Source organism: Photorhabdus africana, assembly GCF_035181445.1.
GTDB classification, from domain to species: domain Bacteria; phylum Pseudomonadota; class Gammaproteobacteria; order Enterobacterales; family Enterobacteriaceae; genus Photorhabdus; species Photorhabdus laumondii.
Genome location: NZ_JAXBVE010000034.1, coordinates 1 through 22,085, shown reverse-complemented (window position 1 = coordinate 22,085; position 22,085 = coordinate 1). Strand labels below are relative to the sequence as shown.

14 protein-coding genes and 1 pseudogene are annotated in these 22,085 nt (G+C 44.6%); 1 reads left to right on the top strand and 14 read right to left on the bottom strand.

The annotated features are described in order from the left end of the window. Nucleotides 1-4: 4 nt before the first annotated feature. The 3 genes from SLS51_RS17375 to SLS51_RS17365 are packed head-to-tail and all read right to left on the bottom strand — an operon-like array spanning nucleotide 5 to nucleotide 3,937. A complete protein-coding gene (locus tag SLS51_RS17375; protein WP_323839901.1) occupies nucleotides 5-604 on the bottom strand; it encodes a hypothetical protein in 600 nt (199 codons plus the stop codon). A 2-nt stretch (nucleotides 605-606) separates the two neighbouring features. Continuing rightward, on the bottom strand, nucleotides 607-2,595 hold the full coding sequence (locus tag SLS51_RS17370; RefSeq protein ID WP_323839900.1) for an AAA family ATPase: 1,989 nt from the start codon (nucleotides 2,593-2,595) through the stop codon (nucleotides 607-609). Nucleotides 2,596-2,599: 4 nt separating this feature from the next. Next, the gene (locus SLS51_RS17365; RefSeq protein WP_323839899.1) at nucleotides 2,600-3,937 is read right to left on the bottom strand and encodes a DNA methyltransferase; all 1,338 of its coding nucleotides are present in this window, start codon (nucleotides 3,935-3,937) and stop codon (nucleotides 2,600-2,602) included. A 435-nt stretch (nucleotides 3,938-4,372) separates the two neighbouring features. Between SLS51_RS17365 and SLS51_RS24710 the strand changes: the two are divergent. Further along, nucleotides 4,373-4,480: pseudogene (locus SLS51_RS24710) on the top strand (Arm DNA-binding domain-containing protein); the annotation flags it as partial. Between the two features lie 124 nt (nucleotides 4,481-4,604). Here the strand turns inward: SLS51_RS24710 and SLS51_RS17360 are convergent. From SLS51_RS17360 to fecI, 11 genes are all read right to left on the bottom strand, one after another. Then, nucleotides 4,605-5,807: an IS256 family transposase gene (locus tag SLS51_RS17360; protein ID WP_323839898.1), complete on the bottom strand. Its 1,203-nt coding sequence runs from the start codon at nucleotides 5,805-5,807 to the stop codon at nucleotides 4,605-4,607. A 448-nt stretch (nucleotides 5,808-6,255) separates the two neighbouring features. Beyond that, a complete protein-coding gene (locus SLS51_RS17355; RefSeq protein WP_323839897.1) occupies nucleotides 6,256-7,632 on the bottom strand; it encodes a DNA-processing protein DprA in 1,377 nt (458 codons plus the stop codon). After that, entirely contained in the window at nucleotides 7,629-9,731 is a 2,103-nt protein-coding gene (locus SLS51_RS17350) for a RecQ family ATP-dependent DNA helicase (RefSeq protein ID WP_323839896.1), read from the bottom strand. Before SLS51_RS17350 ends, SLS51_RS17355 begins: the two co-directional genes overlap by 4 nt. Nucleotides 9,732-9,898: 167 nt before the next feature. After that, entirely contained in the window at nucleotides 9,899-13,207 is a 3,309-nt protein-coding gene (locus SLS51_RS17345; RefSeq protein WP_323839918.1) for a DEAD/DEAH box helicase, read from the bottom strand. 547 nt (nucleotides 13,208-13,754) lie between these two features. Then, nucleotides 13,755-14,522, bottom strand: a complete 768-nt coding sequence (fecE, locus tag SLS51_RS17340; RefSeq protein WP_323839895.1) for a Fe(3+) dicitrate ABC transporter ATP-binding protein FecE — start codon at nucleotides 14,520-14,522, stop codon at nucleotides 13,755-13,757. After that, nucleotides 14,523-15,479, bottom strand: a complete 957-nt coding sequence (gene fecD, locus SLS51_RS17335; protein WP_323839894.1) for a Fe(3+) dicitrate ABC transporter permease subunit FecD — start codon at nucleotides 15,477-15,479, stop codon at nucleotides 14,523-14,525. Continuing rightward, a complete protein-coding gene (fecC, locus tag SLS51_RS17330; protein WP_323839893.1) occupies nucleotides 15,476-16,474 on the bottom strand; it encodes an iron-dicitrate ABC transporter permease FecC in 999 nt (332 codons plus the stop codon). The genes fecD and fecC overlap by 4 nt, the downstream gene beginning before the upstream one ends. Then, entirely contained in the window at nucleotides 16,471-17,379 is a 909-nt protein-coding gene (locus SLS51_RS17325) for a Fe(3+) dicitrate ABC transporter substrate-binding protein FecB (protein WP_323839892.1), read from the bottom strand. The genes fecC and SLS51_RS17325 overlap by 4 nt, the downstream gene beginning before the upstream one ends. 59 nt (nucleotides 17,380-17,438) lie before the next feature. Continuing rightward, a complete protein-coding gene (fecA, locus tag SLS51_RS17320) occupies nucleotides 17,439-19,799 on the bottom strand; it encodes a TonB-dependent Fe(3+) dicitrate receptor FecA (protein WP_323839891.1) in 2,361 nt (786 codons plus the stop codon). An 85-nt stretch (nucleotides 19,800-19,884) separates the two neighbouring features. Then, entirely contained in the window at nucleotides 19,885-20,850 is a 966-nt protein-coding gene (gene fecR, locus SLS51_RS17315; RefSeq protein ID WP_323839890.1) for a ferric citrate uptake sigma factor regulator FecR, read from the bottom strand. 1 nt (nucleotide 20,851) lies between these two features. After that, nucleotides 20,852-21,373 carry a ferric citrate uptake sigma factor FecI gene (gene fecI, locus SLS51_RS17310; protein WP_323839889.1) on the bottom strand — a complete coding sequence of 174 codons (522 nt, stop codon included), beginning with the start codon at nucleotides 21,371-21,373 and terminating at the stop codon, nucleotides 20,852-20,854. Nucleotides 21,374-22,085: the final 712 nt, after the last annotated feature.

The following is a 22,085-nucleotide window of genomic DNA, read 5'->3' as shown; positions in this document are numbered from 1 at the left end:
AAAATTATCCTTCAGTTCTCATAATACGGGCAGATAACCAAATTACAGCAGGTGATAATAAATCTTTATTTTCTTTCCCAATCATTTTTGATATGACATCATATTCGTCATATAAAATATCTATGTTGTCTTCATCATCCAGCAATGGAGCCGCTTGAGCCAGGCTCGTGCTTAAAGACATGCCCGGAGAATTTTTTATTGCATTTCTGATTGCATCCGATGGTATATTGAGTCCACATTGTAATGCTGTACTGATTAGTTCTCTTCTATTTGCTAAAGATTTGTCATGAGAGAAGTTATTAAGTTCAGTGGTTATAATATCTTTATTTGGATGAAACAAACCATTATCATCGCTATAAATAAATCCTTTAGTCAATAAAAAATCTATGGCGTGTTGCAATTTGTTAGAAAAAGGGAATCCATATGTTGTTACGGTATATTTATAACCCCAACTACTTATTGACTCACCCTTGAATAAAGCCAAGACACATGATAGATAAGAAAAAAGATGATACTCTACAAAAGATATAGGACGTAGTGATGCCGGCATTTCATCCATTATAATAAGTGAATCAAAGTATGCGGACGGTAGTATTTGTTTCATGATCACTCCATGGCTTCTTCAATATCGTTATAGGCTCTGGTGAACAAACCCTCCTCACTTTTCTGAACTTCTGTAAGGTTCGTCCATTCTGTCATTTTTACTATTTGCATACCTTGTTTTTTTTGCAGATTAGCAAGTCTTAATACAAGATACGAACTTCTTAGATTTGCAGTCATAAGTATGAAGTTGTTTTGTTTCGCATATTTAGAAAACATCGAACCTGCTCTTGCTTCATATGCTATATCTAAAGAACCTTCAGGAGTATCAATAAGTAGTGTAGCCGAACCATTGCACATGAATTCAGTTATTGCCATTCTTAATGCAATATCAATAAAAAATCTCTGACTTTCTGATAATTTATCTGAAGTAGTTCTTAGCTTATTATTCATATGTAGCGTCAGACCAAATCCGGATTTTGTCTTCGGCTTATGGGGTTCTAAAACTACATCTACTGGCATTCCAATGAATTCTTCTGCTAATTCTCTAAATCTTAGAACAAAAGATTCTGCGTATATAGAATAATTTACCTTCAACTCTTTTTCATATTTTCTTAATTGCTCTCGGAGTTCATTTCGTTTTTTATAGAAGGCCAAACTGTTTTTATTAAATTTTTCTTTCTGTGCTTCAAGTTCTTTTATTTCCTGAGTGAAATAATTAGGATTTGGTGTGCTCCCTAAAAGAATTGCGCTTCTATTGTCACTTTCGAATGAATCAAGCTCTCCTTGTGCTGCTTGTTCATTAGCTTCAGCAATATTTAACTCGGAAATTACCCGGTCTAAAGCTTGATAAGTTATCTCAAGCTTTTCTTTAATGTCTGCTCTTTCTATATCGATATTTTTGATTTTTTGAAGTGCGAGTTTATCTGCATCAGAATCATCAATTACTTTCGATAAGCATAATGGACATTTATTTTTGGATATTATGTCTTCCAGATGTTGAGAAATATCATTTGATTCAGAATTACATAGAGCACATTTATGATATTCTATACTTACCTTGATTAACGGATGATATCTCAAGTGGCTCATATTAGACAGACGAGATGAAAACTCCTTTCTATATTCAACCTCTAATGCTGAATATTTTGAATTTAATTCAGCACATTTCACTTCTAAGTCTTTTTTTTCTAAGTTTATATGAGAGGTTCTATTTTGTGCATATTTTACATTCTCACAGAGTTTTTTATGTCTTTCTAACGTTTGTGCTTGCGATAAACCATCATCACTATGCTTATCCCTCATCGCTGATAATAATTCATCAATTTGACGTGTTATCTGTTTTGCAGCAAACTTGGCGTTTCGTCCTCTTGAATCCTCTTTTTCCATTTCATTCTGTAGATTTTCAGCTAAAATAGCCACTGATGGATCTGTTCCAAAAGCAATATATAACGCATTTGTTAATATATCGTCATTCCAGAGCAATAAATGTCTTGATTCATCAAATACAGATATAAAATGGAAAAGAAAAATATATTGGCTAAAATCCTTTAATCCTGTCAGTTCGATTATTTTTTGCTGATAAACTGATTCCATTTCATCAGCATTACTGTTGCTTGTATCTAATGCTATATGTTTATTATTTTCGAGGTCTTCTATCGATAAGTTTGAAACTTTGCCATCAGAAAATAAATGACGTGTTACTTCTATTTTTGTATTGTTACATTCTAGAAGTACGGATACTTTTGCTCGTTCACGTAAGTTTTCACTTATTCGACCGTTAAAATAATCAGTTGTCCTTGTGTTCTTGGTCGCATTCTTAGCATATTCAGGAGCCGTTGAGAAATTTTTCTCAGTAAGTGGAATCGCCCCAGTTATACAGTACGTAACAGAGTTAAGGAATGTGGACTTTCCTAATCCATTAGCACCGATTAGGCAATAAACATTTTTATTGACTTCCGTTATAATATTTGGATTGCTTGTATATAAATCAAAATCGTATAGTCTAACTTGTCTAATTATAGGTAAGGTGATCTTATTTCTTCCGGTGGTCATGATTTTACCTTATTTTCTTGAAAACTAAACAATGTTCAGATAGTTCAAATTTACCGCCATGCTGGGAACTACTCCTCATTGAACGTATCTCTCCTTTTTCTTGGAGAATAAAACCAAGAGGTACTAAGATTTCTTCAAGTATGACACCAACGTCAATATGAACACCTGCATATTGGCTATCACCTATAGCTACTATAGCATGATGATTTATAGGTAATATTCTACTAAACTCTTTAAAAATAGTTTGAAGATCTTCGAAATAATTATAAACCATTTCAGGAATGTTTTTGTTCCAAAGCTCCTTCCTGGATTTATTTAAATTATCGAATACCTTTATTAAGGTCTTAGAATTTAATTCTATGTCGGCATCGAAATTCCATTTCGCTTGAACATGAGAACGAAATGTTTGATTCCTTAGTTTTTTGTTGTCAATGTTATTTTTAAGGTAGTCTAACATCCATAACTCAATATTATAGACATCAGTATAATCAAAAGAATTAGGGTAAGGGGGTGAGAAAATAATAACGTCTGCTTTTTCAATATCTTTTAAAATCTTTCTTGTATCACCGTTATGAATTAAGTGTGTACTATTATTTTGTGTGTGAAATAATTCAATGTCTTCCAGTGCATTGTATACTGCCTTGTTCATAGACCTAATTACATCATGCCCTGTTTTAACTCTTGAATCCCAATTACGTCTATATCTTCTACCTTTACCATTAACAATAGCATTGCTATTTTCAATAAGAACTGAACCTAATAATACCTTGAATAGACGAGCTTCATCATCCGACATTACTTTCGAACTCCGGAGCAATGCTCTGATAGTAGAATATGTATTTTTATAGAATATGAATCTACCTTTTATCCCCGGTTCTGTAAAAGATAAAGGCATACCTGGAGTTAACAAGAAATCATCGGTAATAATTTCTAAATTATTAATTATCTTTTTATACTCCTTCAAAAAACTTTCAGGAGAGACATAATTTAATTTTACTGAGACTAAGTCTGATAGAAATGGATTAACTTCTGTTCCAATTGAATTGATTCCCATCATTTTGCAGGTGACGGCAGTTGTTCCACTCCCCAAAAATGGATCTAAACATGTATTGACTTCATATGGTAATGAGGCCAGGGTGTCAACGACGAACTTTGGAGAAAAGGCTTCCTTAAAGCGGAACCAACGTTGAAATGGGAGGTTTATTGTCCCTTGGTTGGAAGATGTTGGAGCTTTTTCATTATATTTTGAAAGCCACTTGCTGAAATTATCGTGTTCACTCTTGGCAATGAACCTGAAAGAGTTGGTAATAGTTTCATTGATTTCTGACTGCCAGAATGACATATTTCGTATATCCATAAATTTATTTTCTGCCTTATACCACATTTTTTAATGAAAATCAATGAATTATATTTTTTATTTCCATTGATAATAAATGTCAATATTTGTAGTAATAAATAAAATTGTACGAAAATAAATTATTCACATAATATCATTTTTATAAATGAAAATTGTTTGTTCGATTATCACAAACTTGGACTGATGGTATCTTAATTAATAGGTTTTATTTTAATCCATTAAGATCATAAGGATAGTTGCGATGTACGAGTCCGGTCTTCTCCATAAACTTACGTAACTACCTGAAAAAATAATAAATTACTTAGCTTTTGAGTCTATAATCGCCCATTCGTATCCGTTGACATCCATGATATTTGGGGGCAGTTCTTTTCGATAATAAGTTGACCCCCAAATTATGCCTTATAACAGACATGGAAGCTCGTGCGTGAAAAAGAATACAAACTTACTGATATATAAGGTTTGTATCTTCTCATCAAACCCAGTTGTTCAAAATGGTGGTATCTGAAATATCGGTTTGCGGGTAGGGAAAGCTAGGGAGCAACACGATAGTATTAAGATAATGATCCGTAATGGCATCAATCTCAGTAAAAAAAGGAGGTAGAAAAACAAGAAAAGAGGGCGTTCAGAATTCTGTGTCACGTTAATTTAGCGGTTACAACGTTATCACATTATCCAAACGCCCTTCAAAGTAAATATAGAGTTGCGACAGTGTTAGATTCCAGCTCTGTATTGGCATTGTCCATTTTTCCTGTGCATTGAGAAGCCCCAGATAAAGCAGTTTCATCAGACTGTTTTCATTCGGGAACGCCCCTTTAGTTTTTGTCAGTTTCCTGAACTGACGGTGGACTGACTCGATGGCATTGGTTGTGTAAATCACCTTGCGGATGCCCGCCGGATAGCGGAAATAACCCGACAGGTTACCCCACTTACGACGCCAGCTCTGGATGACTACCGGATACTGTTGACTCCATTTCGCATCCAGTTCGTCCAGAGCGCTTTCTGCTGCGTCTTTTGAGACCGCACGATACACGGGTTTCAGATCAGCCATGAAGGCTTTGTGGTGCTTTGAAGCTACGTATTTGATGGAGTTACGGATCTGGTGAATGACGCACAGCTGCACCTCCGTTTGCGGGTATATGCTGTTGATCGCTTCCGGGAAGCCTGTCAGGCCATCAACGCAGGCGATGAGAATATCTTTCAGTCCGCGGTTTTGCAGGTCTGTCAGCACGGATAGCCAGAAGTTTGCGCCTTCGTTTTCAGACAGATACAACCCAAGGACTTCCTTTTTTCCCTCAAGATTGAGCGCCAGTACGGTATAGACAGCCTTACTCACGTAACGACCATCCTCACGGATTTTGTAATGGATGGCGCCCAGCCAGATAAAGGGATAAATGGCTTCCAGCGGGCGCTGCTGCCACTGTTTTAACTCGGGAATGACCTTGTCTGTCACAGCGCTGATGGTGGCGCTAGAGACGCTGAAGGCATACAGGTCTTCAATTTCCCGGCTGATATCGGTGTAGCTCATCCCGAGGGCAAACAGGCGGATAATCTTCCGCTCTATCTCGTCTGATAACGTGGTCTGGTGCTTCTTAACCAGTTGGGGCTCAAAAGTCCCATTACGATCCCGTGGTGTAGCCAGTTCAAAGTTACCGGTCGGGGCTTTGATGGTCTTTTTGGTGGAACCATTCTTCCTGTTGGCCTCAAGGTCATTAGCCAGATAGGAATCAAGTTCGGCAGCCAGAGCGGCTTCAGTAAGCTGCTTAATCAATGGGGTCAGGATGCCATTCTTACCGGTCAGTGCCTGACCTTCCTGAAGCGCTTTCAGGGCTTTGTCGAAATCGAAAGATTGAGTCATGTATCATTCCTTTTTGAGATATATTACTGGAATGACACAGAATTTCTAACACTCCCCAAGAAAATGTCAGACTGGGGCTGAATTATTAGCCCCTTAATAACCCCAAGTATTATTTGATATTGGCAAAGGTGCACAGCAATTTAGCTGCACACTAATACAGTGCCAGGCGCAACGCTTCTTTACTCCGCTAGCTATAAAGCACTAAGTCAAAGCTCGGTTTGTACTGGTTAATAACCAGAGGATCGCAATTTTAGCTATTTGACATATAGTGAAGTTATCAGGTCAGCGTTTCTGAACCTACCCTTAAGCTTAGCGTGAATCATATTCCTTATCTAACCGTTCATACATGCTCATAGCAGATTCCATCCAACTGTAATCTATTCAGCAAGTAAACCGCCGTTACCTCTTGAACATTGGTTTTTTCTGTTATAGTCACAACAACAATCATTTAAACAACTTTTTGATTTTTCTTTTCTATTTGATAACGAACAGGACGACCGAGTTTTTTCACTTGTCCCTCATCAATAGCTCGTTTTAACCATTCCTTCAATTGAGATTTATGCAGACCAGTGTTCTCGATAAGGGTATCAAGTGTAATAGGGCTTACTGTCAATCGATGGAGCTCAGTAATAAACAATTGATAAAAATCCACAGCCTGCATTACAGTTTTTTCTGCTTCTGCTTCTGCTTCTGCTTCTGCTTCTGCTTCTGCTTCTGCTTCTGCTTCGTGATCGATTGAACCCTGGATTTCATCTTGTTCGATTGAGTGAGCAACAATTATTCGATTTTCCGCTACCTCTAGATCAAATTCCGATGCAGGTTTCGCAAATAATTCTGACTGTGCTGGCATGAAAAATAGATCAACCTGTTCAGCTTCTTTCTGCGAAGCAGTAGAGTTTTCTACGGAGAACAAATCAGAAACCTTAAGGTTGTGAACATCTGCCTCACACCAATGCCCTCCCTTCGCAACTAAATCAGTATTTGCCGCGCTACTGTCATTCGTTGGTTTTACCCATAATGGCACCCAACACTTTTTCAGGTTTTCTTCTGCCCCGCTTAGTGTGCCGCCTTTTTTCCCCGAGTGAATTACCAGCGAGCTGTCTGCCAAGCAATAGATATATTTGTTTCGGGCCATAGCGTTTCCAGTGCTGAAGCCAGCCTCGGGGTAAAAGGGTGAAATCAGCATTACGCTGCCATTCATCAAACCTTTGCGCCATTTTGCGCTGGTAGCGGCTTTCAGTAGGCTATCTGCCAGTACCCCAATAACGTTGCCGCCACCAAGCATTGCTCCCACCATAGCTGTCTCATCCACACCACGGGCACCACCGGATACAATCGCAATTCCCTCTGATGCCGCTCTTGAACCGACCAGCTCGGTATAAGACAAGTCCGCATTGTTGGCCTCACGTGAGCCAATAACCGCTAAACCACCAACATTCAGTAAGGCTTTATTACCGCAACCAAATAGCACAGGCGGTGAGTCGGTTTTCAATTGCTGTTTTAAGCGCTTGGGATATTCAGGGTCAGAGCGGGTAACTACCCAAAGACCTGCTCGATACCATTTTTCAACGGCCAATGCTAGGCTGTGACCACGATTCAGTAACTGTATAATTCGTTCTGTGCTGATGCGAGAATCCTGCCAGTTGCTTAATATTGATTTAGGCTCAGATACCAACAAATCTGCTGGTGTTGTGGATTTTTCTTTCAGCCATAACGCAAACCTACCCCATTCAGCATTAGTGAGGGGTTTGATATCATCACTGCTCGCCTTGGAAAAATAACTAGTGAGCAATAATGTGGCTTGTGCTGTTGGCGATAAATTCATGAGTCTTTCACCGAAGAAGAGGCAAGTGCTGCGGGATATACAATACCACTACCCGCTTGCTGTAACAAAGCTGCAATAACGGTAAGAGTCCAACCAGAGTCAACGATGTCGTCGATAAGGAGTACTGGTTGATTTTGTACAATTTGTATTATCTCAAAAACACCGTCAAGGTTGTGGCATTGATGAAAACTATTTTGCTGTTCCTTTTGGGGCTGGTTATCTTGAACTTTTGCTACCGCATCAACAAATGTCAGGTTCAACCTTTGTGCTAGCCGACGTGCAAATGCAGGGACTAAATGCGGGTGTCTTAAGGAAGGAACACAACATACCCAAGTTGGACTAGGATGAGGCTGCCAACGCTGTGAGATCATTTCAGCCATAGCATCAACTAGTTCATCAGAAAAATAACCCGAATGTTTATTTTCAATAACAATTTTCCCCCAACCAGCATCTCCCCATCGAGAGAGAACCCTACCTGGCTGAGCAACTAAGCAACCTAACTGCCGTGGAAAACAATATGTAGGAAAGGCTCGATTAGAAGTTGCTACCTGTTTTCTTGGTTGGATAATCATTTCGGCATGTTTAAGAAAAGTGCCTGCCTGATGAACTAACACTGGATCAATAGTCTGATTAACAATAGGCTGGCCGATGCATGACGAGCATTTGCCACAAGGTGTAGGGTCGTGATCATCCAGTACACGGCGCAAGAAAGTCATCTTACATCCGGTATTTGACAGATAAGCCTGTACTTCAGCCCACTCTTGCTTACGCTGGTTGGTGAGGTGAGCGATACGGGTGCGATCCATCGCATAAGGCACGGGTATTCTGCGCCATAAGTTTCCGACTTTAATCACAGGAGCGGTGTTCTCTGTACTTAGCAGTTTTAATACCTTTTCAATCTGGCCATAGCGTAGGTTGGTTTGCTCTTCAATGCTACGAAGCGATAAACCATCACTATTAGCTAGTACTTGCAAAATTTCGTTTACCTGAGTTTCTGATGGGAATGCCGAATTCCTGAAAAACTCATGAATATCTTGATCTTCTATACCAGATATCAACACACCAATAGCGTTGTCGATACCACGCCCTGCGCGGCCGACCTGCTGGTAGTAAGCCACGATAGAACCTGGTGCTTGATAGTGAATCACAAAGCTTAAATCCGGCTTGTCGTACCCCATACCCAATGCAGTAGTCGCCACCAGCACCTTAAGTTGATTGGTTAGCAATAACTCTTCAAGATATTGTCGGTAATCGTTACTGTTTTCAAAACCATCAGCCTCAATACTGCTATGGTAGGCTCTGGCATTTATGCCATTGACGTTCAACCAATTTGCTACCTGTTCGGCATCACGCACTGTTAAGGTGTACACAATGCCAGTACCATGCAAGGTGGGAATCATTTGCGCCAACCAAGCTAGGCGAGAGGATTGATCAGGCAGAACCATCGCTTGTAGCGAGAGGCTTTCACGGATCAGTGGACCACGCTGGATCTGGATATTACCCAGTTGTGTTTGGATATCAGCCACCACGCGGTTATTGGCAGTGGCCGTTGTGCCTAATACCGGTGTATTAGGTGGCAACTGGCGCAAAATATTTACTATACGCCGATAGTCTGGGCGGAAGTCATGGCCCCAGTCGGAAATGCAGTGGGCTTCGTCGATCACCATCAGAGCAATACGGTCAGCAATAGGATGAAGCACGGTTTCAATGAAGTTATCGTTGGCGAGCCGCTCAGGAGAAATCAGCAGGCAATCTATTTGATTATTTATAATCCTTTGTGTCACCGTCTGCCAGTCCGCTGTATTGGTGGAATTCATAGTCTCGGCTACGATGTGCAGGCGCTGGGCGGACTCAATCTGGTTACGCATCAGGGCCAGCAAAGGAGAAACAATAATCGTCGGCCCCATGCCGCGATCACGGAAAATTTTGGTGCTGATAAAGTAAACTGAGCTTTTACCCCAGCCAGTACGTTGTACTACCAACAGTTTCTGCCGTTGGTTAACCAAAGCATCAATAGCTTCCCACTGACCATCGCGAAACTCAGCATTTGGATTGGCTAGTGCAGTTTGTAGTAGTTGTTGGGCCTGAGCTCGATTCATTATCACTCCTTGTTTATACAATTAGCTCGCCATTCATTAGCTTAGATAACCCTAATCACCTTCAGGTTCATGTTACGAATAATGCAATTTGTGAGGCAGTATTACCTAACGGCATAAGGATTGTTTACTCATTTCGTTACTCGTTTTTTGATCATTCCACCTTGGAGTTATTGTAAATGATGATATGCCTCTACTGGCAACTCCTTGGCTACATCACGAAACCAAGGCAAACCATGCCATACCGCTGGATCGCCAATTATGAAAATGTGTTTTTTTGCTCGGGTGAGCGCAACGTTTAACAGATTAGGCTTGCTGGCAGCCCATTTTGCGCCGCTATCATTATTTTCGTCGCAGCCTAGGACAAAAATGACAATATCGTTTTCTTTGCCCTGAAAAGTATGCACTGTACCAATACAATTTTTTTGCCACACGTTAAGTTCTTTTCGTGTTATCAATGGCATAGATTGCCGCCAGGTAGCCAGATCACGCTTTCCTAATAATTCACACAGTGCTGACTTAACTGCTTTGAACGGTGTAATAACATAAATTGAATGAAGAGAAACATTTGCAACAAGCAGTTGGTCCAATAACTTGAGCAAATCTTTACCGTGGCTGTCACGATATTGTTTTTCACCTGTCCCTCCAACCGATGCCAGCCAATGATTTTCCAGAATGCTGTTCACAGATTGGCAGTGAATCTTGTCAGCATCCAGCCCATGAATCATGCGGCCATTGTAGGCCATCCTATTAGCCAAACTGAACATCGGTTCAATACAACGGCGGTGTACCCACAATGGAATACCTAGCCAGATCAGGTTGTTCATGACTTCTAATTCACATCCCCAATGATTGACGCGATCAGCAACCTGCTGCACTGAAAGTAATCCCGGATTCCAGTCTTTAGCCTTTTCATTCAGAGCATCTAGGCAAAGACGTTCAACCAACGGCGGAGGGGTCGTAAATACCGGTTCAATCTGCAAAGGGTCTCCAACAACCAGTACCCGTTTTGCACGCCAGAGTCCCCCGACAGCTTGTTGTGGAGGTGCCTGGCCGGCTTCATCGATCATTAACCAGCCGAGTTCTTCGCTTTCCACTCCGTGGAACATGCGCCCCATAGATGCGAAAGTTGTGGATAATACGGGCACAAACATAAACAGCGTTTGCCACCAGCGTATAGGCGTGATTTTGGAATGAGGTTGTGCTAAAAAAGCCGTGAGATTAAATATGAAGTCTCCAAAACGAGGTACTCCTAGTGCTTCATAAAGCCAAACCTGATGAAGTTCCATTGCTGTGATAAATAATGCGGAACGTTGACGATTTATCTGTGCGTTCTGCCAAAGGGCCGTTCGTTGTAATGTTGCATCAGTGATAGGTTGGTTGATATCTGGCAATGTGATATCAGGAAACTGCTGTTTCAAAGTTTGCAGAGAACGATGGTCATTCTCCCGTTGTTGGATAATTTTTTCGATATCCTGTTGTAAGGTTCGCTTTTTTTCAGTTATGTCATTAACTGACTTGTGTTGTTCCGCAACACTCTGGGCTTGTTCGGCTTGCAATCTCATCAGTCTTAATACTTCGTGTTGTGCACACTGCAACGTTTCTTTATACACATGCACTCGCTTGCGATTCATCAGACGCATTAGCCATCCTGGTGCATCACTTTCGATAATTTTTTGTTGCTGTTCCGCATGTTGGAGCTGTTTTCCTAATACATCCTGTTCTGTTTTCACCTGTTCCAGCCTGTTAAGCTGTGTTTCGTACAGTCCTTCTATTTGCTTCAACTTCAGTGATAACGTGTCGAATGAATCGTTATGCTGTTTTTCTATCAGATGCACAAACATTTCTAGTTGCTGTTGAAGTTTTTTTGTCTTTTCCAGACATACGAGGAAACGTTTTTTAGCGGTGGCGAAAGAGATGGGGTTGTGATAGTGCCTCCAGCGCCAAAGACTGAGAAAGTTCTCTTCAGCGGGACGAGAGGCTTCAGTTGGAGTGTCGCGTAAAAAATGTTCATCAAAAAATAAGCGATTAGAAAATTTAGTCCGGTTTGGTTTGTTGCCCAAAGCAGCGGAAATGATCCCCCAGCATTGTTTCTCTTCCTTCAATGGACGATAGAGATGATAGGTTCTAACTTTTCCCTGACTATTTTTACTTTTTTTATGTTCGCGCTTCGGACGGTTCTCGGCAGCTATCTGGTTTGCGGTTGGTGCTAAATAGTCAAGCGATTGGAATTCTTCAGCCAATGATTTCTTTTGCGGCAATTCTTTTGATATGTTTTCTGCTGCGGCGTTGTTGGATGACGTAATGACCATTTCGAAACCAGTGAGCGCATTCACAATAAAACCGGAATTGTCCAGCGTGTCATCAACTTTTTGATAACGCGTAAGTATCTTCGCTCGTTCAACAATGTTATGTGCTATTAGATCGCGCAGAAGCGTCGTTTTTCCAGTTCCCGGAGGGCCGTTGACGGAAAGCAGCCCACCATCAGCGAGCTCTTCTATCGCCGTATTAATAGCAAATTGCTGCATTAGCGACATGGCATGTTTGGGATCGGAAGGCCAGCGTCCATGAGGCATCTTCGCTGGATGAAGTTTACTGATGATGGAAGCAAGCCCGTCTTGTGAATAAAGGTCAGGATTCCTTGGAACACTATGATGAGAAAGATACGCTCTGAGAGCTTTGCATCTATCTCCTCGTTTTAGGGCCGTAATAGCGTATTCAATGTCCTCAAAGAAAAAACTATTTAAAATAGGAAGTGCAAAGGTTTTATCATTCGCGCTGACTTCTTCTTCAATTTCATCGCCGTTTTCTTGTGATGCTTCTGTACAGTCGCCATTTCCCTCCATCCAGTCTATTTGTAAAGCATATTGCCATTGGGGTTCAAAATCTGCCCAACTCACCAGATGTGTCGTCAACAGTGTTAAAATATCATTTGCTTTTAAAATACCGGGGCCATTTTTTCGTATTGGCCTCAGAGAGACGTTAAAGTTGCCGAGGGTATTTTTAAGATGCTCGCAACTGGCTGAAAATACCTTCGTATTAAGCTGCTCAAAACGTTCATCACGCAGGTGCCCTAAAGCCCAGGGAAGAGAACTCACTGAAAATTTATCCAGAGCAGGGTTTCCTTCCGCGCCTAATGGAATTTTGGCAAAGCAGGTTGTTCCTTCTTTATCCAGCCGTTGCTCAAATTCTTCTGCATAATACCCTTCATCTGGACCAAACACCGCTTGGCTGATCGCGTTAGCGATAGCTTTATCAAACAAACCGACGTACAAGCTGTATAAGACTTTTTGATCGGGAATATCATGTTGTTGACGGAGTTCTGATGAAAGCCAGGGGAGTGCCTTATCTCCTAGTTGATAGAGTGTTTTAAGCGGAATTAGTAAACTTTTATCTTTTTTTTCAAGTGTATAAGGTTGGAAGAATTCTATACGTTGCCAGGTACGGAGAATATCATTCGAAAGGGAAGTTGCGGCCATCATAGCTCTTTGAATTATCTAATAAATGCCTTGAATGATAAGAGTACAGCAATCAATATGGGTTTTGTAGTCGTTTGGCTTAAGCATTATGACATACGTCACAGTCTGGTAACAAAGCCCCCCATACTTTATTCATCTTCCTTATCACGAAGCACTATTCGGGAATGCTAGCTACAAGATAGGTTAAGTGTCGTATGTTTGCTATGATGAAGAAATAGCCAGAGGAGAACAGCAAATTAAATGGATAATTTAATAAAATTATTCCCTGATGTTGCGGATGCGTTGGGGATTGAATCTGTCGCAATTGTAGAGAAAGATTAAGACATGAGCCCCAAAATGAAGCCCAATGTCCGTCAAATCGAGACCGCAAAGCCTAAATAACGTTAACTTTACCTAAGAACAGCAATTATTAGCATCACATAAATTCAAGCTCGGCTTTTTGGGTTGGAGCGAATAAGTAATTAATCCCGACACAACCTCTAACAAAAAACCGAGCATATTAAGCCATACTGGAAAAGAGAACCAACACGTTACATTAGATTCCCGCTTAACACACCACACACATTGGTTTACCTGAAACGGGTTCGGGGTGAATTTCCGTTTCAATGCTGAATACCTGCTGTAATAATTTCGGTGTCATAACTTCCTCGGGTGAGCCTTTGGCGACAACCTGCCCTTGGGAAAGCAGTACCAGGTGGTCACAGTACCGGCTAGCCTGATTGAGGTCATGAAGTACGGTCACGACCGTTTTTCCTTCGTTGTTCAGCTTACGCAGTAGCTTCATCAATTCCACCTGATGGTTGATGTCAAGATACGTAGTGGGTTCGTCGAGCAGCACCACCGGCGTATCTTGGGCCAGAACCATTGCCAGAAAAGCGCGCTGGCGCTGTCCGCCAGAAAGCTCGGTAACGCGTTTATCAGCAAGATGGCTAATCTGCGTTTTTTCCATTGCTTGTTGTACAAGATGACGATCATGAGATGCTAAACGCCCCCAGAACGTCAACCAGGGGCTGCGTCCGTATGCAACCAGTTCATGGACGGCGATCCCCTCTGGTGTGAGAGGATGCTGTGGTAAGAGCGCCAGATGTCTGGCGAGCTTGCGTGAGGAAAAGTGCGCTAACGGTTTACTATCTATTGTTATCTTTCCAGATAATGGCGTTAATAGCCGTGAAAAGCATTTCAGTAATGTCGATTTACCGCAGCCGTTGGGGCCGAGCAGCGCCGTGATTTTTCCGGTCGGGAGGGTGAGCGACAGGTCATTCAGAATGCGTTTCTCCCCGTAGCCCGCAGATAACTTTTCCGTAGCCAGTTGCATTTAACGTGTCCTCACTAAAAGCCAGAAGAAATAAGGGGCGCCAATGATGGCGGTCAGCACGCCAGCAGGCAGCTCTATCGGAGGGGCTATGGTCCTTGCCAGCAAATCGGCTAGCAGCAGAACCTGTGCCCCCATAAGCATGGATGCGGGTATAAGCCAGCGATGACGTCCTCCCACAAGTCTGCGAACGAGATGGGGTACCACGAGGCTGATAAAGCCAATCGGCCCGCAAACGGCGACGCCTGTTGCGGCGAGCGCGACTGCCAGCATTAATCCCCATGATTGTACGTGTGGGAGCGAAACACCCAGTGTGTTGGCGCTGTCATCACCGAGCGCCAGCAAATCTAAATCACGACAAAAGCGCAGGCTGAGAGGTATCAGTATCATCAATACCGGCAGGGCTATAGCTACAAACTGCCAGTCGCGTCCCCACAGGCTGCCGGTCAGCCACAAAAGCGCGTTATTGATATCTTGTGGGCGTGAGAGCATGAGGTAGTCGGTGATGCTTGTCCAGGTAGCTGAAAGTGCCACGCCAACCAGTGCAAGGCGCAGCGGCGAAGAGGGGCCAGCAATTGCCCTCAGCAGGATTAGCGCAGCCATTCCACCGCAAAAAGCGAGTAACGGAAGCCACTGCACCGACAGAGAAGGGAAAAGGATCAGCGCACTTACCGACGCCAGACTTGCTGCATGATTGACCCCCAGTATATCGGGGGAGGCCAGTGGATTACGAACAATACCTTGAACTAAGACGCCGGAAAGCGCCAGTGCAGCGCCTACGGTGATGGCTAATAAAATACGCGGTAGGCGGTACTGCGTTAGCACAAAGTGGTGTTTGTCACTGGGTTGCCAGCCGCTTATTAACGCTTCCCAAGGCAGTGGTTGCGCGCCCATGCGTAGCGCTAGCACCAGCGTAACTGCCAGCAACATGACCAACAGTGAGATAACTTGACGTTTCATGTTCGCCTCCTTGCCAGCCACACAAAGCAGGGTGCGCCAATCAGCGCCAGCACCGCGCCTGCCGGGAGTTCTCCGGGCCAGGCCAGTGCACGGGCCAGTAAATCGGCAAGTAGCATAAACACCGCTCCCAGCAACATGCACATTGGCAGTGTGCGGCGTAGATCGTAACCAACCCAGAAACGTGCCAGATGGGGCATTAGCAGACCAATAAACACGATTGGCCCCGCTACACTGACGCAGGCACCGACCAGAATTAGCACCGACAGACTGATGAAGATACGCAGTCGCGTCAGGTTCACGCCAAGCGTGTGGGCACTGACATCGCCAGCGTTGAGCAGATTAAGTGATTTTGCCGACAACAAAACCACCGGTACAGTGACCACCACGAAAGGGAATAGTTGCCAGAATTCAGGCCAGCGGACATGGGAGACTCCCCCCGCCAGCCAGTAAAAAATGCCATAAGCATGATCTTCGACAAGTAGTAGCGTAATACGTGTTAGTGCCATACATAAGGCAGATAAGGCAATGCCCGCCAGAATTAGCTGGTTGCGATCGTATTTTTGCTGCCAGCTACCACTTGCGGCCATCACCATCATCCAGCTAATTCCACCGCCGCAGGCCGCCACCAAGGAAATGGAATATCCGGCCAGCAGTGCCGGGTTGAAAGCGCTGACTAGCGCCATTGCCAGTGCTGCGCCACTGTTAATGCCCAGTAAGGAGGGGGAGGACAGTGGATTATGAGTGAGCGTCTGGAGGAGTGCGCCGGCCAACGCCAGAGCTGCGCCGAGCAGAATAGCAACCAGACTGCGTGGTAGCCGCAGATTGATAACCAGCGCTTCAGGTAGCGTCGGTGTATGACCTGGCACTAGCGCTTTAAGCGCGCTGATGGCGGGAATGGGAATAGCGGAGTAGCAAAACAGGCTTAGCCAGAATGCACTAAACAGTGCAACCAGTGGCAATCCCCAGCGCCAGACCGCATGGTGATGGCATCTCATGGTGTCTCATTAACCGGCTGATGATGGAAGATTTTTACCGCATCATTGCCAATGCGTTCAGCGGCAAATATCCCGCGCATGCGAGCCCAAGTGTTGCTGTCTACCGCTGCTATCTGATGCTTGTGCTGTGCTGTCATCATCTGCCACAGAGTATCCTGCTGCCAGCGTTTCACGATGCTTTCCTGACGATAGTGGGCCACGATAAGCCAGTCAGGATTGAGAGCCAGTAACTGTTCAAGGCTGAGGGAAGCCATTGCCGCATGGTTAACTGGCGCGGGAACTTTCAGCCCTAATGCCGTTAAGACGCTGCCGGTATAGGTATCGCTGGAGTGCAGGTTAAATTGCTGTTCGCGCGAGGTGCCAAAAACCACACTGACACCTTGTGGCAACTGGCTGGCATAGCCTTTCATGCGTTCACGGTGCTCTGCCAGCCGTTTCTGCATCTCACTCTCTTTCCCCATGACTTTGCCGATGATCGCGGCAGATTGCAGGTTTTCTTCGTAGGTTTCGTTGCGGGATTTTAGCAGCAGGACCGGGGAGATGCTTTTGAGTGCCCGATAAATCCCCGCGTGGCGTTGACTGTCTGCAATGATGAGATCCGGCTTTAGCGCGCTGATGGCTTCAAGGCTTGGCTGGGCGCGAGTACCCGTTGATTGCCAAGGCTTAATACGCTGGCGAACATCCGTGAGAATGCGTTGCGGATCGTTGTCATCGGCAATGCCCACCGGGCTGATATTGATGGCGGCCAACGCATCAGCAAACGACAATTCCAGCACGACCACGCGCTGAGGAACGGTACTGAGGGTAAAACTGCCTTGCTCATCCTGTACCGTGACCGCAATGGCATGGGGCAGGCTGATGAAGAAGAGCAAAACGATAAACGTAACGCGAATCAGTGCAGACATAACTTAACTCCAGAAATAGCAAAGCCGGGCAATGGCCCGGCGAACGGATTAATGTAACATCAGAACTTTAGCGAACCCTGCATATAAAACGTACGTGGCTGCCCGGCGTAGATGCCTTTGTTATTATCATCATAGGAACGGGTGTAATACTCGTGGTCGAAGATGTTTTTCACCCCAAAGGCCAGACTCAGATTGGCCATTTGTGGGCCGAAATCATACGCCACGCGCGTATCCCACAGCATAAAGCCCGGAATGCGACCGGTGCTGCCATTGGCGCTTTCCTGCACGGTATTAGCGTTATCCGCAAACTGGCTGGATTGGGATGCGCTGTTGAGGTTGAAGGTCCAGTTGCCCGGTTTGTAATCTATACCAAACGCACCTTTATGTTTCGGTGAGAACGGTACTTGATTGCCGTAGGTGTTACCTTCTTCACGAATTTCTGCGTTCACATAGGTGTAGCTGGCGTAAACCGAAACGTTATTCAGTTTGGGAGTAAGTTCGGAAAGATCGTAACGTGCCTGAGTTTCCAGCCCAGTGTGTCGGGTTTTTCCACGTGCGGTAACCGTATCATTAGTTTGGTTGGAGTCGTACTGATTGTTGAAGTTAATCAGGAACAGCCCCATTTCCGCTGCCAATGCGCCGTCATCGTAGCGAGTTCCGACTTCCCAGGTTCGCGCCTTTTCAGGTTCTACATTGCCGCTTTTCACCGCCTTGCCAATTTGGCTGTACTGTACGGTACCGAACGAGCCTTCCGTATTGGCGTAAAGATTCCAGCTATCAGTAATATGATAAAGAATATTGAGTGCGGGCAACGGCGCATCGTAACTGACTTCTTGGCGGGTGCCTTTTACATTGTTGTTTTGGAAGGATTTGATATGTTCGAATCGTATCCCCGGCGTGATGGTCCAGTTGCCGATATCAATGCGGTCGTCAATATACCAAGCATGTGCTTGGGTGCCGGAGCGGGTATTACGGTCATAAGGGCTTGACGTGCTGGGTAATTCGCCGCTGCGAGTGGCGGTGTAGTAACGCATTTCGTGACTGGATTCATTCACATAACGGTAGCCAATCCCTACTTCGTGGGCCGAAGGCCCTAAATTGAAGAGCTGGCTATAACGCGGTTCGATGCTGCGCACCCAATATTCTCGTGGGGAAAGGGTAATGCGCTTGCCCTGCTCAAGATAACCGCTGCGCAAGGTATGAGTATATAAGCCCTGAATATTGAATTTGTGCTGTTGGTCGGGTTGATACTGATAGCTGAGACTTGCAAGCTGACGGCGGCCCCAGAAGCGGTCATATGGGCGAGTGGATTGCCAGCGATTGGCGTCGTAATCGGCGCGTGAAAGGCCCCCGGGCATATCCGCACGGCCATCATAATATTGCAATAAACTGTTGAAGGTATGTACTTCATTGGGTGCATAGCGGCTTTTGAGCATCACATCGTCAATGTGCGTGGCGCTGTGTTCGCGCCAGTCGCTGCCGCGTGTGCCGGAGTAGAGAAGCGCCGTGCCGAAACCGTTATCTGCCGTACCGCCAATCATGAAGTTATGGGTCTCTTTGGGATTATTTTGTGAAGATGTGGGGCTAAGTTGTCCTTCCACACTTGCGTCAATACCAAAATCCTGCGGGATAGCGCGGGTCACGAAATTCACTACACCACCGACGCTTTGTGGCCCGTAGCGCACAGCGCCGCCACCGCGTACCACATCTACTGCATCCATGTTGCCGAGAGATACTGGCGCTAACGATAGTTGTGGCTGTCCATAAGGCGCGAAGGGTACCGGAACGCCGTCCATCAAAACCGTAGAGCGGCTGGCGAGACGCGGGTTCAGGCCACGGATGCCAAAGTTCATCGCCAGATCGTGGCTGCCGGTACCGTTGTTTTCTGGTGCGTTGACGCCGGGAATGCGGTTCAGCACTTCACGCATTGTGGTGGCGCCTGTTTTAGCAAAATCTTCCCGACGGATAACATCACGTGCGCCTGCATGTTCAAACACGTCAGCTTCACGTGCACTACCTAGCCAGTCGCCTACCACGGTCAGCACGTCTTTCTGCGCAACAGCGGCGGGTTCGAGTGTGAATGTGTTATCACCCAACGTTTTCACCTGCAAATCAGTGCCGACCAGCAAGGTGTTCAGTCCATCGGTGATGGAGTAATTGCCGTGTAGACCGCGACTCTGTTTGCCTCGCGTTAAGCTGGCATCTACTGAAAGGGTAATACCGGCGTGGGTGGAGTACTGATTGAGAACTTTATCCAGTCCGCCCGCATTAATGTCATAGTGTACGCTAGCTGGCTCTACCGCAGCATACGTTATCCCTGAGGTTAGGTAAGCCACCGGTAACAGGCTCAAACGAATCGCCATTACCAGCGGTGTTGCTTTGTGAAGCGCGCGCAGTGGCTGTGCACGTAAAGGCATCATAACGTCTCCATAATCATTTTGTTGCTGTATTCACTTATGAAGTCGAACAAGGAAACAAAAAAGGACAATTGAAAATGATTATTTTTTACGTTAACGATTTTTCTACGGGCAGAACATTCACCCAGTAACGGGTAATATATTGAATCTTAACAGGAAGTGTTTTCTCTATGACGGTTAATATTGTATCGGTGTTTTTCATCGGGAAAGTACCGCTTAACCGTAGTGAGGCGACGGCCGGATCGCAGCGTAATACACCGCTTCGATAGCGAGCGAGGGTTGTTATCACTTCACTCAGTGGCTTATCGCAGAAGCTTAGTATACCCTGCGTCCACGCGTTGTCTTCGGCGGTTGCCGCGGTCAGTTCACCAAAATCGATGGCGCTGAATCTTAGGCTTTCTCCCTGACGCACAATACATTTGCGGTTGGTACCGGTCAGTATCACCTTTACGGCATGTTGCTGAACGCTAAGTAGTGTGGTGTTGGCTTCCTGACGAACCGTAAACTTGGTGCCTAGCGCGGTCAGTTGTGCATGACGGGTTTGTACACGCAATAGTTTTGCTTCGGTATCATGCCCGGTAGTGATGGCAATTTCGCCGTACCAGAGATGTACCAGACGTTGTTGAGGGGTAAAATGGACATCTACGGCACTGTCGGTATTGAGTGTAAGCAGTGTGCCATCGTTCAGTCGATGATGCTGAATATCCCCTCTAGCTGTATGATAATCGGCCCGCAGACCTTCTCCCACTTCCGAACACCACAGTTGCCAGCCACCGCCAATTCCCAGTAGCAACAGTATGCCTTTCATCACTCTGCGTCGCGACAAGTGAGTTTCCTGAAGTGCATGGCTTGCCACATTGCCGGGCACGACCAGCATCTGGTTGCGCAGATTTTCCACTTGCTGCCATGCCCACTGATGATCTTGATGCTGTTCGTACCAGCGTTGCCATTTTTCAGTTTGCAGTGGGCTTACCTGATCGCTACTCAGTATTGCATACCAGTGTGATGCTGATTTTAATGCCTGGCGACGAGAATGGGTTAACATGGTATCCATATCAGAGTCCATGTTCCAGGCGAAACAGCAGGCAGTGCTCAGTGGCTTTGGCCATATATTTTTTCACGGAACTGACGGACACATTGAGGCGTGAAGCAATGTCGCTGTAGGTCAGATTTTCAAGCTGAGACAATAAAAACGCTTGGCGCATTTTGTTGCTCAGACCATCGATCATCTGGTCGATTTGCTGGAGTGTCTCAAGTTGACACTGACGGATTTCCGGCGAGGGCATAAACGCCTCGGGCCGTTGCGCCAGCAGTTCCAGATAGGCTTTTTCCAGCGCGTTGCGGCGAAACAGATCGATCATCACCCTTTTAGCGATCGTGCAGAGGAAGGATTTTTGGTCGCGAATGGCTTGTAGCGAGTCGCCGGTTATCACACGCAGGAAAGTGTCCTGCACTACGTCGTCGGCATCAAAGGATGATTGCAGTTTGCGCGTGAGCCAGTTTTTCAGCCAGCCATGATGCTCGCCGTAAAGCGATTCAAACGTTAGCTCAGCAGAAACAAAAATGCGGTCAGACATACCCTATAACATCAAAAGTCAATAATCACGGCATCATCTTAATGTGAGAATAGTTATCATTACAATCATTACGAAGGTTTTTTATTTCATGTTGATGTGATTCGAGTCGATGTAGTCGGGGGACTTATCACTCATTCAAGTAAATATGCCTTATCCTGATTTTCCTATGAAAAGGACGCAACCAAAAGGAGCAACAGATCCCGGTTGGGGAAGCATCAGTGGGAAGAAGCTATGGCCACGCTTGCTTTGCAATTAGAAAAATTCAAAAAGGAAAATGGTGCTGAATTTGCTGTTTTTCAGTAACATTTGAATCATGAATACTTCAAACTGATTTCTGCATATATTGATAAATTTGAATCATGAATACTTCAAACTGATTTCTGCATATATTGATAAATTTGAATCATGAATACTTCAAACTGATTTCTGTATATATTGATAAATTTGAATCATGAATACTTCAAACTGATTTCTGTATATATTGCTAAAAAATAGCGAATCCTTGAAATTACCAGATAAGGCATCACAAGATGAAGATTCAACAAGTACCAGTCATAGAGTATAAGGATATTTCTACTAGCCATTTTGAAGTCATCCAGTTTATAATCAAATATGCTCCAGGAGGCCAAGCAGAGGATAAAACGAAATAGATACATAGATAAATCTGAATATGAGACTGTTGGAAAATTTGAATCATGAATACTTCAAACTG

Excerpts from the sequence above, each read along its gene's own strand:
- SLS51_RS17355 (WP_323839897.1), bottom strand. The coding sequence starts at position 7,632 with ATGAATTTATCGCCAACAGCACAAGCCACATTATTGCTCACTAGTTAT.
- fecA (WP_323839891.1), bottom strand. The coding sequence starts at position 19,799 with ATGATGCCTTTACGTGCACAGCCACTGCGCGCGCTTCACAAAGCAACA.
- SLS51_RS17370 (WP_323839900.1), bottom strand. The coding sequence starts at position 2,595 with ATGACCACCGGAAGAAATAAGATCACCTTACCTATAATTAGACAAGTT.
- SLS51_RS17375 (WP_323839901.1), bottom strand. The coding sequence starts at position 604 with ATGAAACAAATACTACCGTCCGCATACTTTGATTCACTTATTATAATG.
- SLS51_RS17350 (WP_323839896.1), bottom strand. The coding sequence starts at position 9,731 with ATGAATCGAGCTCAGGCCCAACAACTACTACAAACTGCACTAGCCAAT.
- fecE (WP_323839895.1), bottom strand. The coding sequence starts at position 14,522 with ATGCAACTGGCTACGGAAAAGTTATCTGCGGGCTACGGGGAGAAACGC.
- SLS51_RS17360 (WP_323839898.1), bottom strand. The coding sequence starts at position 5,807 with ATGACTCAATCTTTCGATTTCGACAAAGCCCTGAAAGCGCTTCAGGAA.
- SLS51_RS17345 (WP_323839918.1), bottom strand. The coding sequence starts at position 13,207 with ATGGCCGCAACTTCCCTTTCGAATGATATTCTCCGTACCTGGCAACGT.
- fecD (WP_323839894.1), bottom strand. The coding sequence starts at position 15,479 with ATGAAACGTCAAGTTATCTCACTGTTGGTCATGTTGCTGGCAGTTACG.
- SLS51_RS17365 (WP_323839899.1), bottom strand. The coding sequence starts at position 3,937 with ATGTCATTCTGGCAGTCAGAAATCAATGAAACTATTACCAACTCTTTC.
- SLS51_RS17325 (WP_323839892.1), bottom strand. The coding sequence starts at position 17,379 with ATGTCTGCACTGATTCGCGTTACGTTTATCGTTTTGCTCTTCTTCATC.
- fecC (WP_323839893.1), bottom strand. The coding sequence starts at position 16,474 with ATGAGATGCCATCACCATGCGGTCTGGCGCTGGGGATTGCCACTGGTT.
- fecR (WP_323839890.1), bottom strand. The coding sequence starts at position 20,850 with ATGGATACCATGTTAACCCATTCTCGTCGCCAGGCATTAAAATCAGCA.
- fecI (WP_323839889.1), bottom strand. The coding sequence starts at position 21,373 with ATGTCTGACCGCATTTTTGTTTCTGCTGAGCTAACGTTTGAATCGCTT.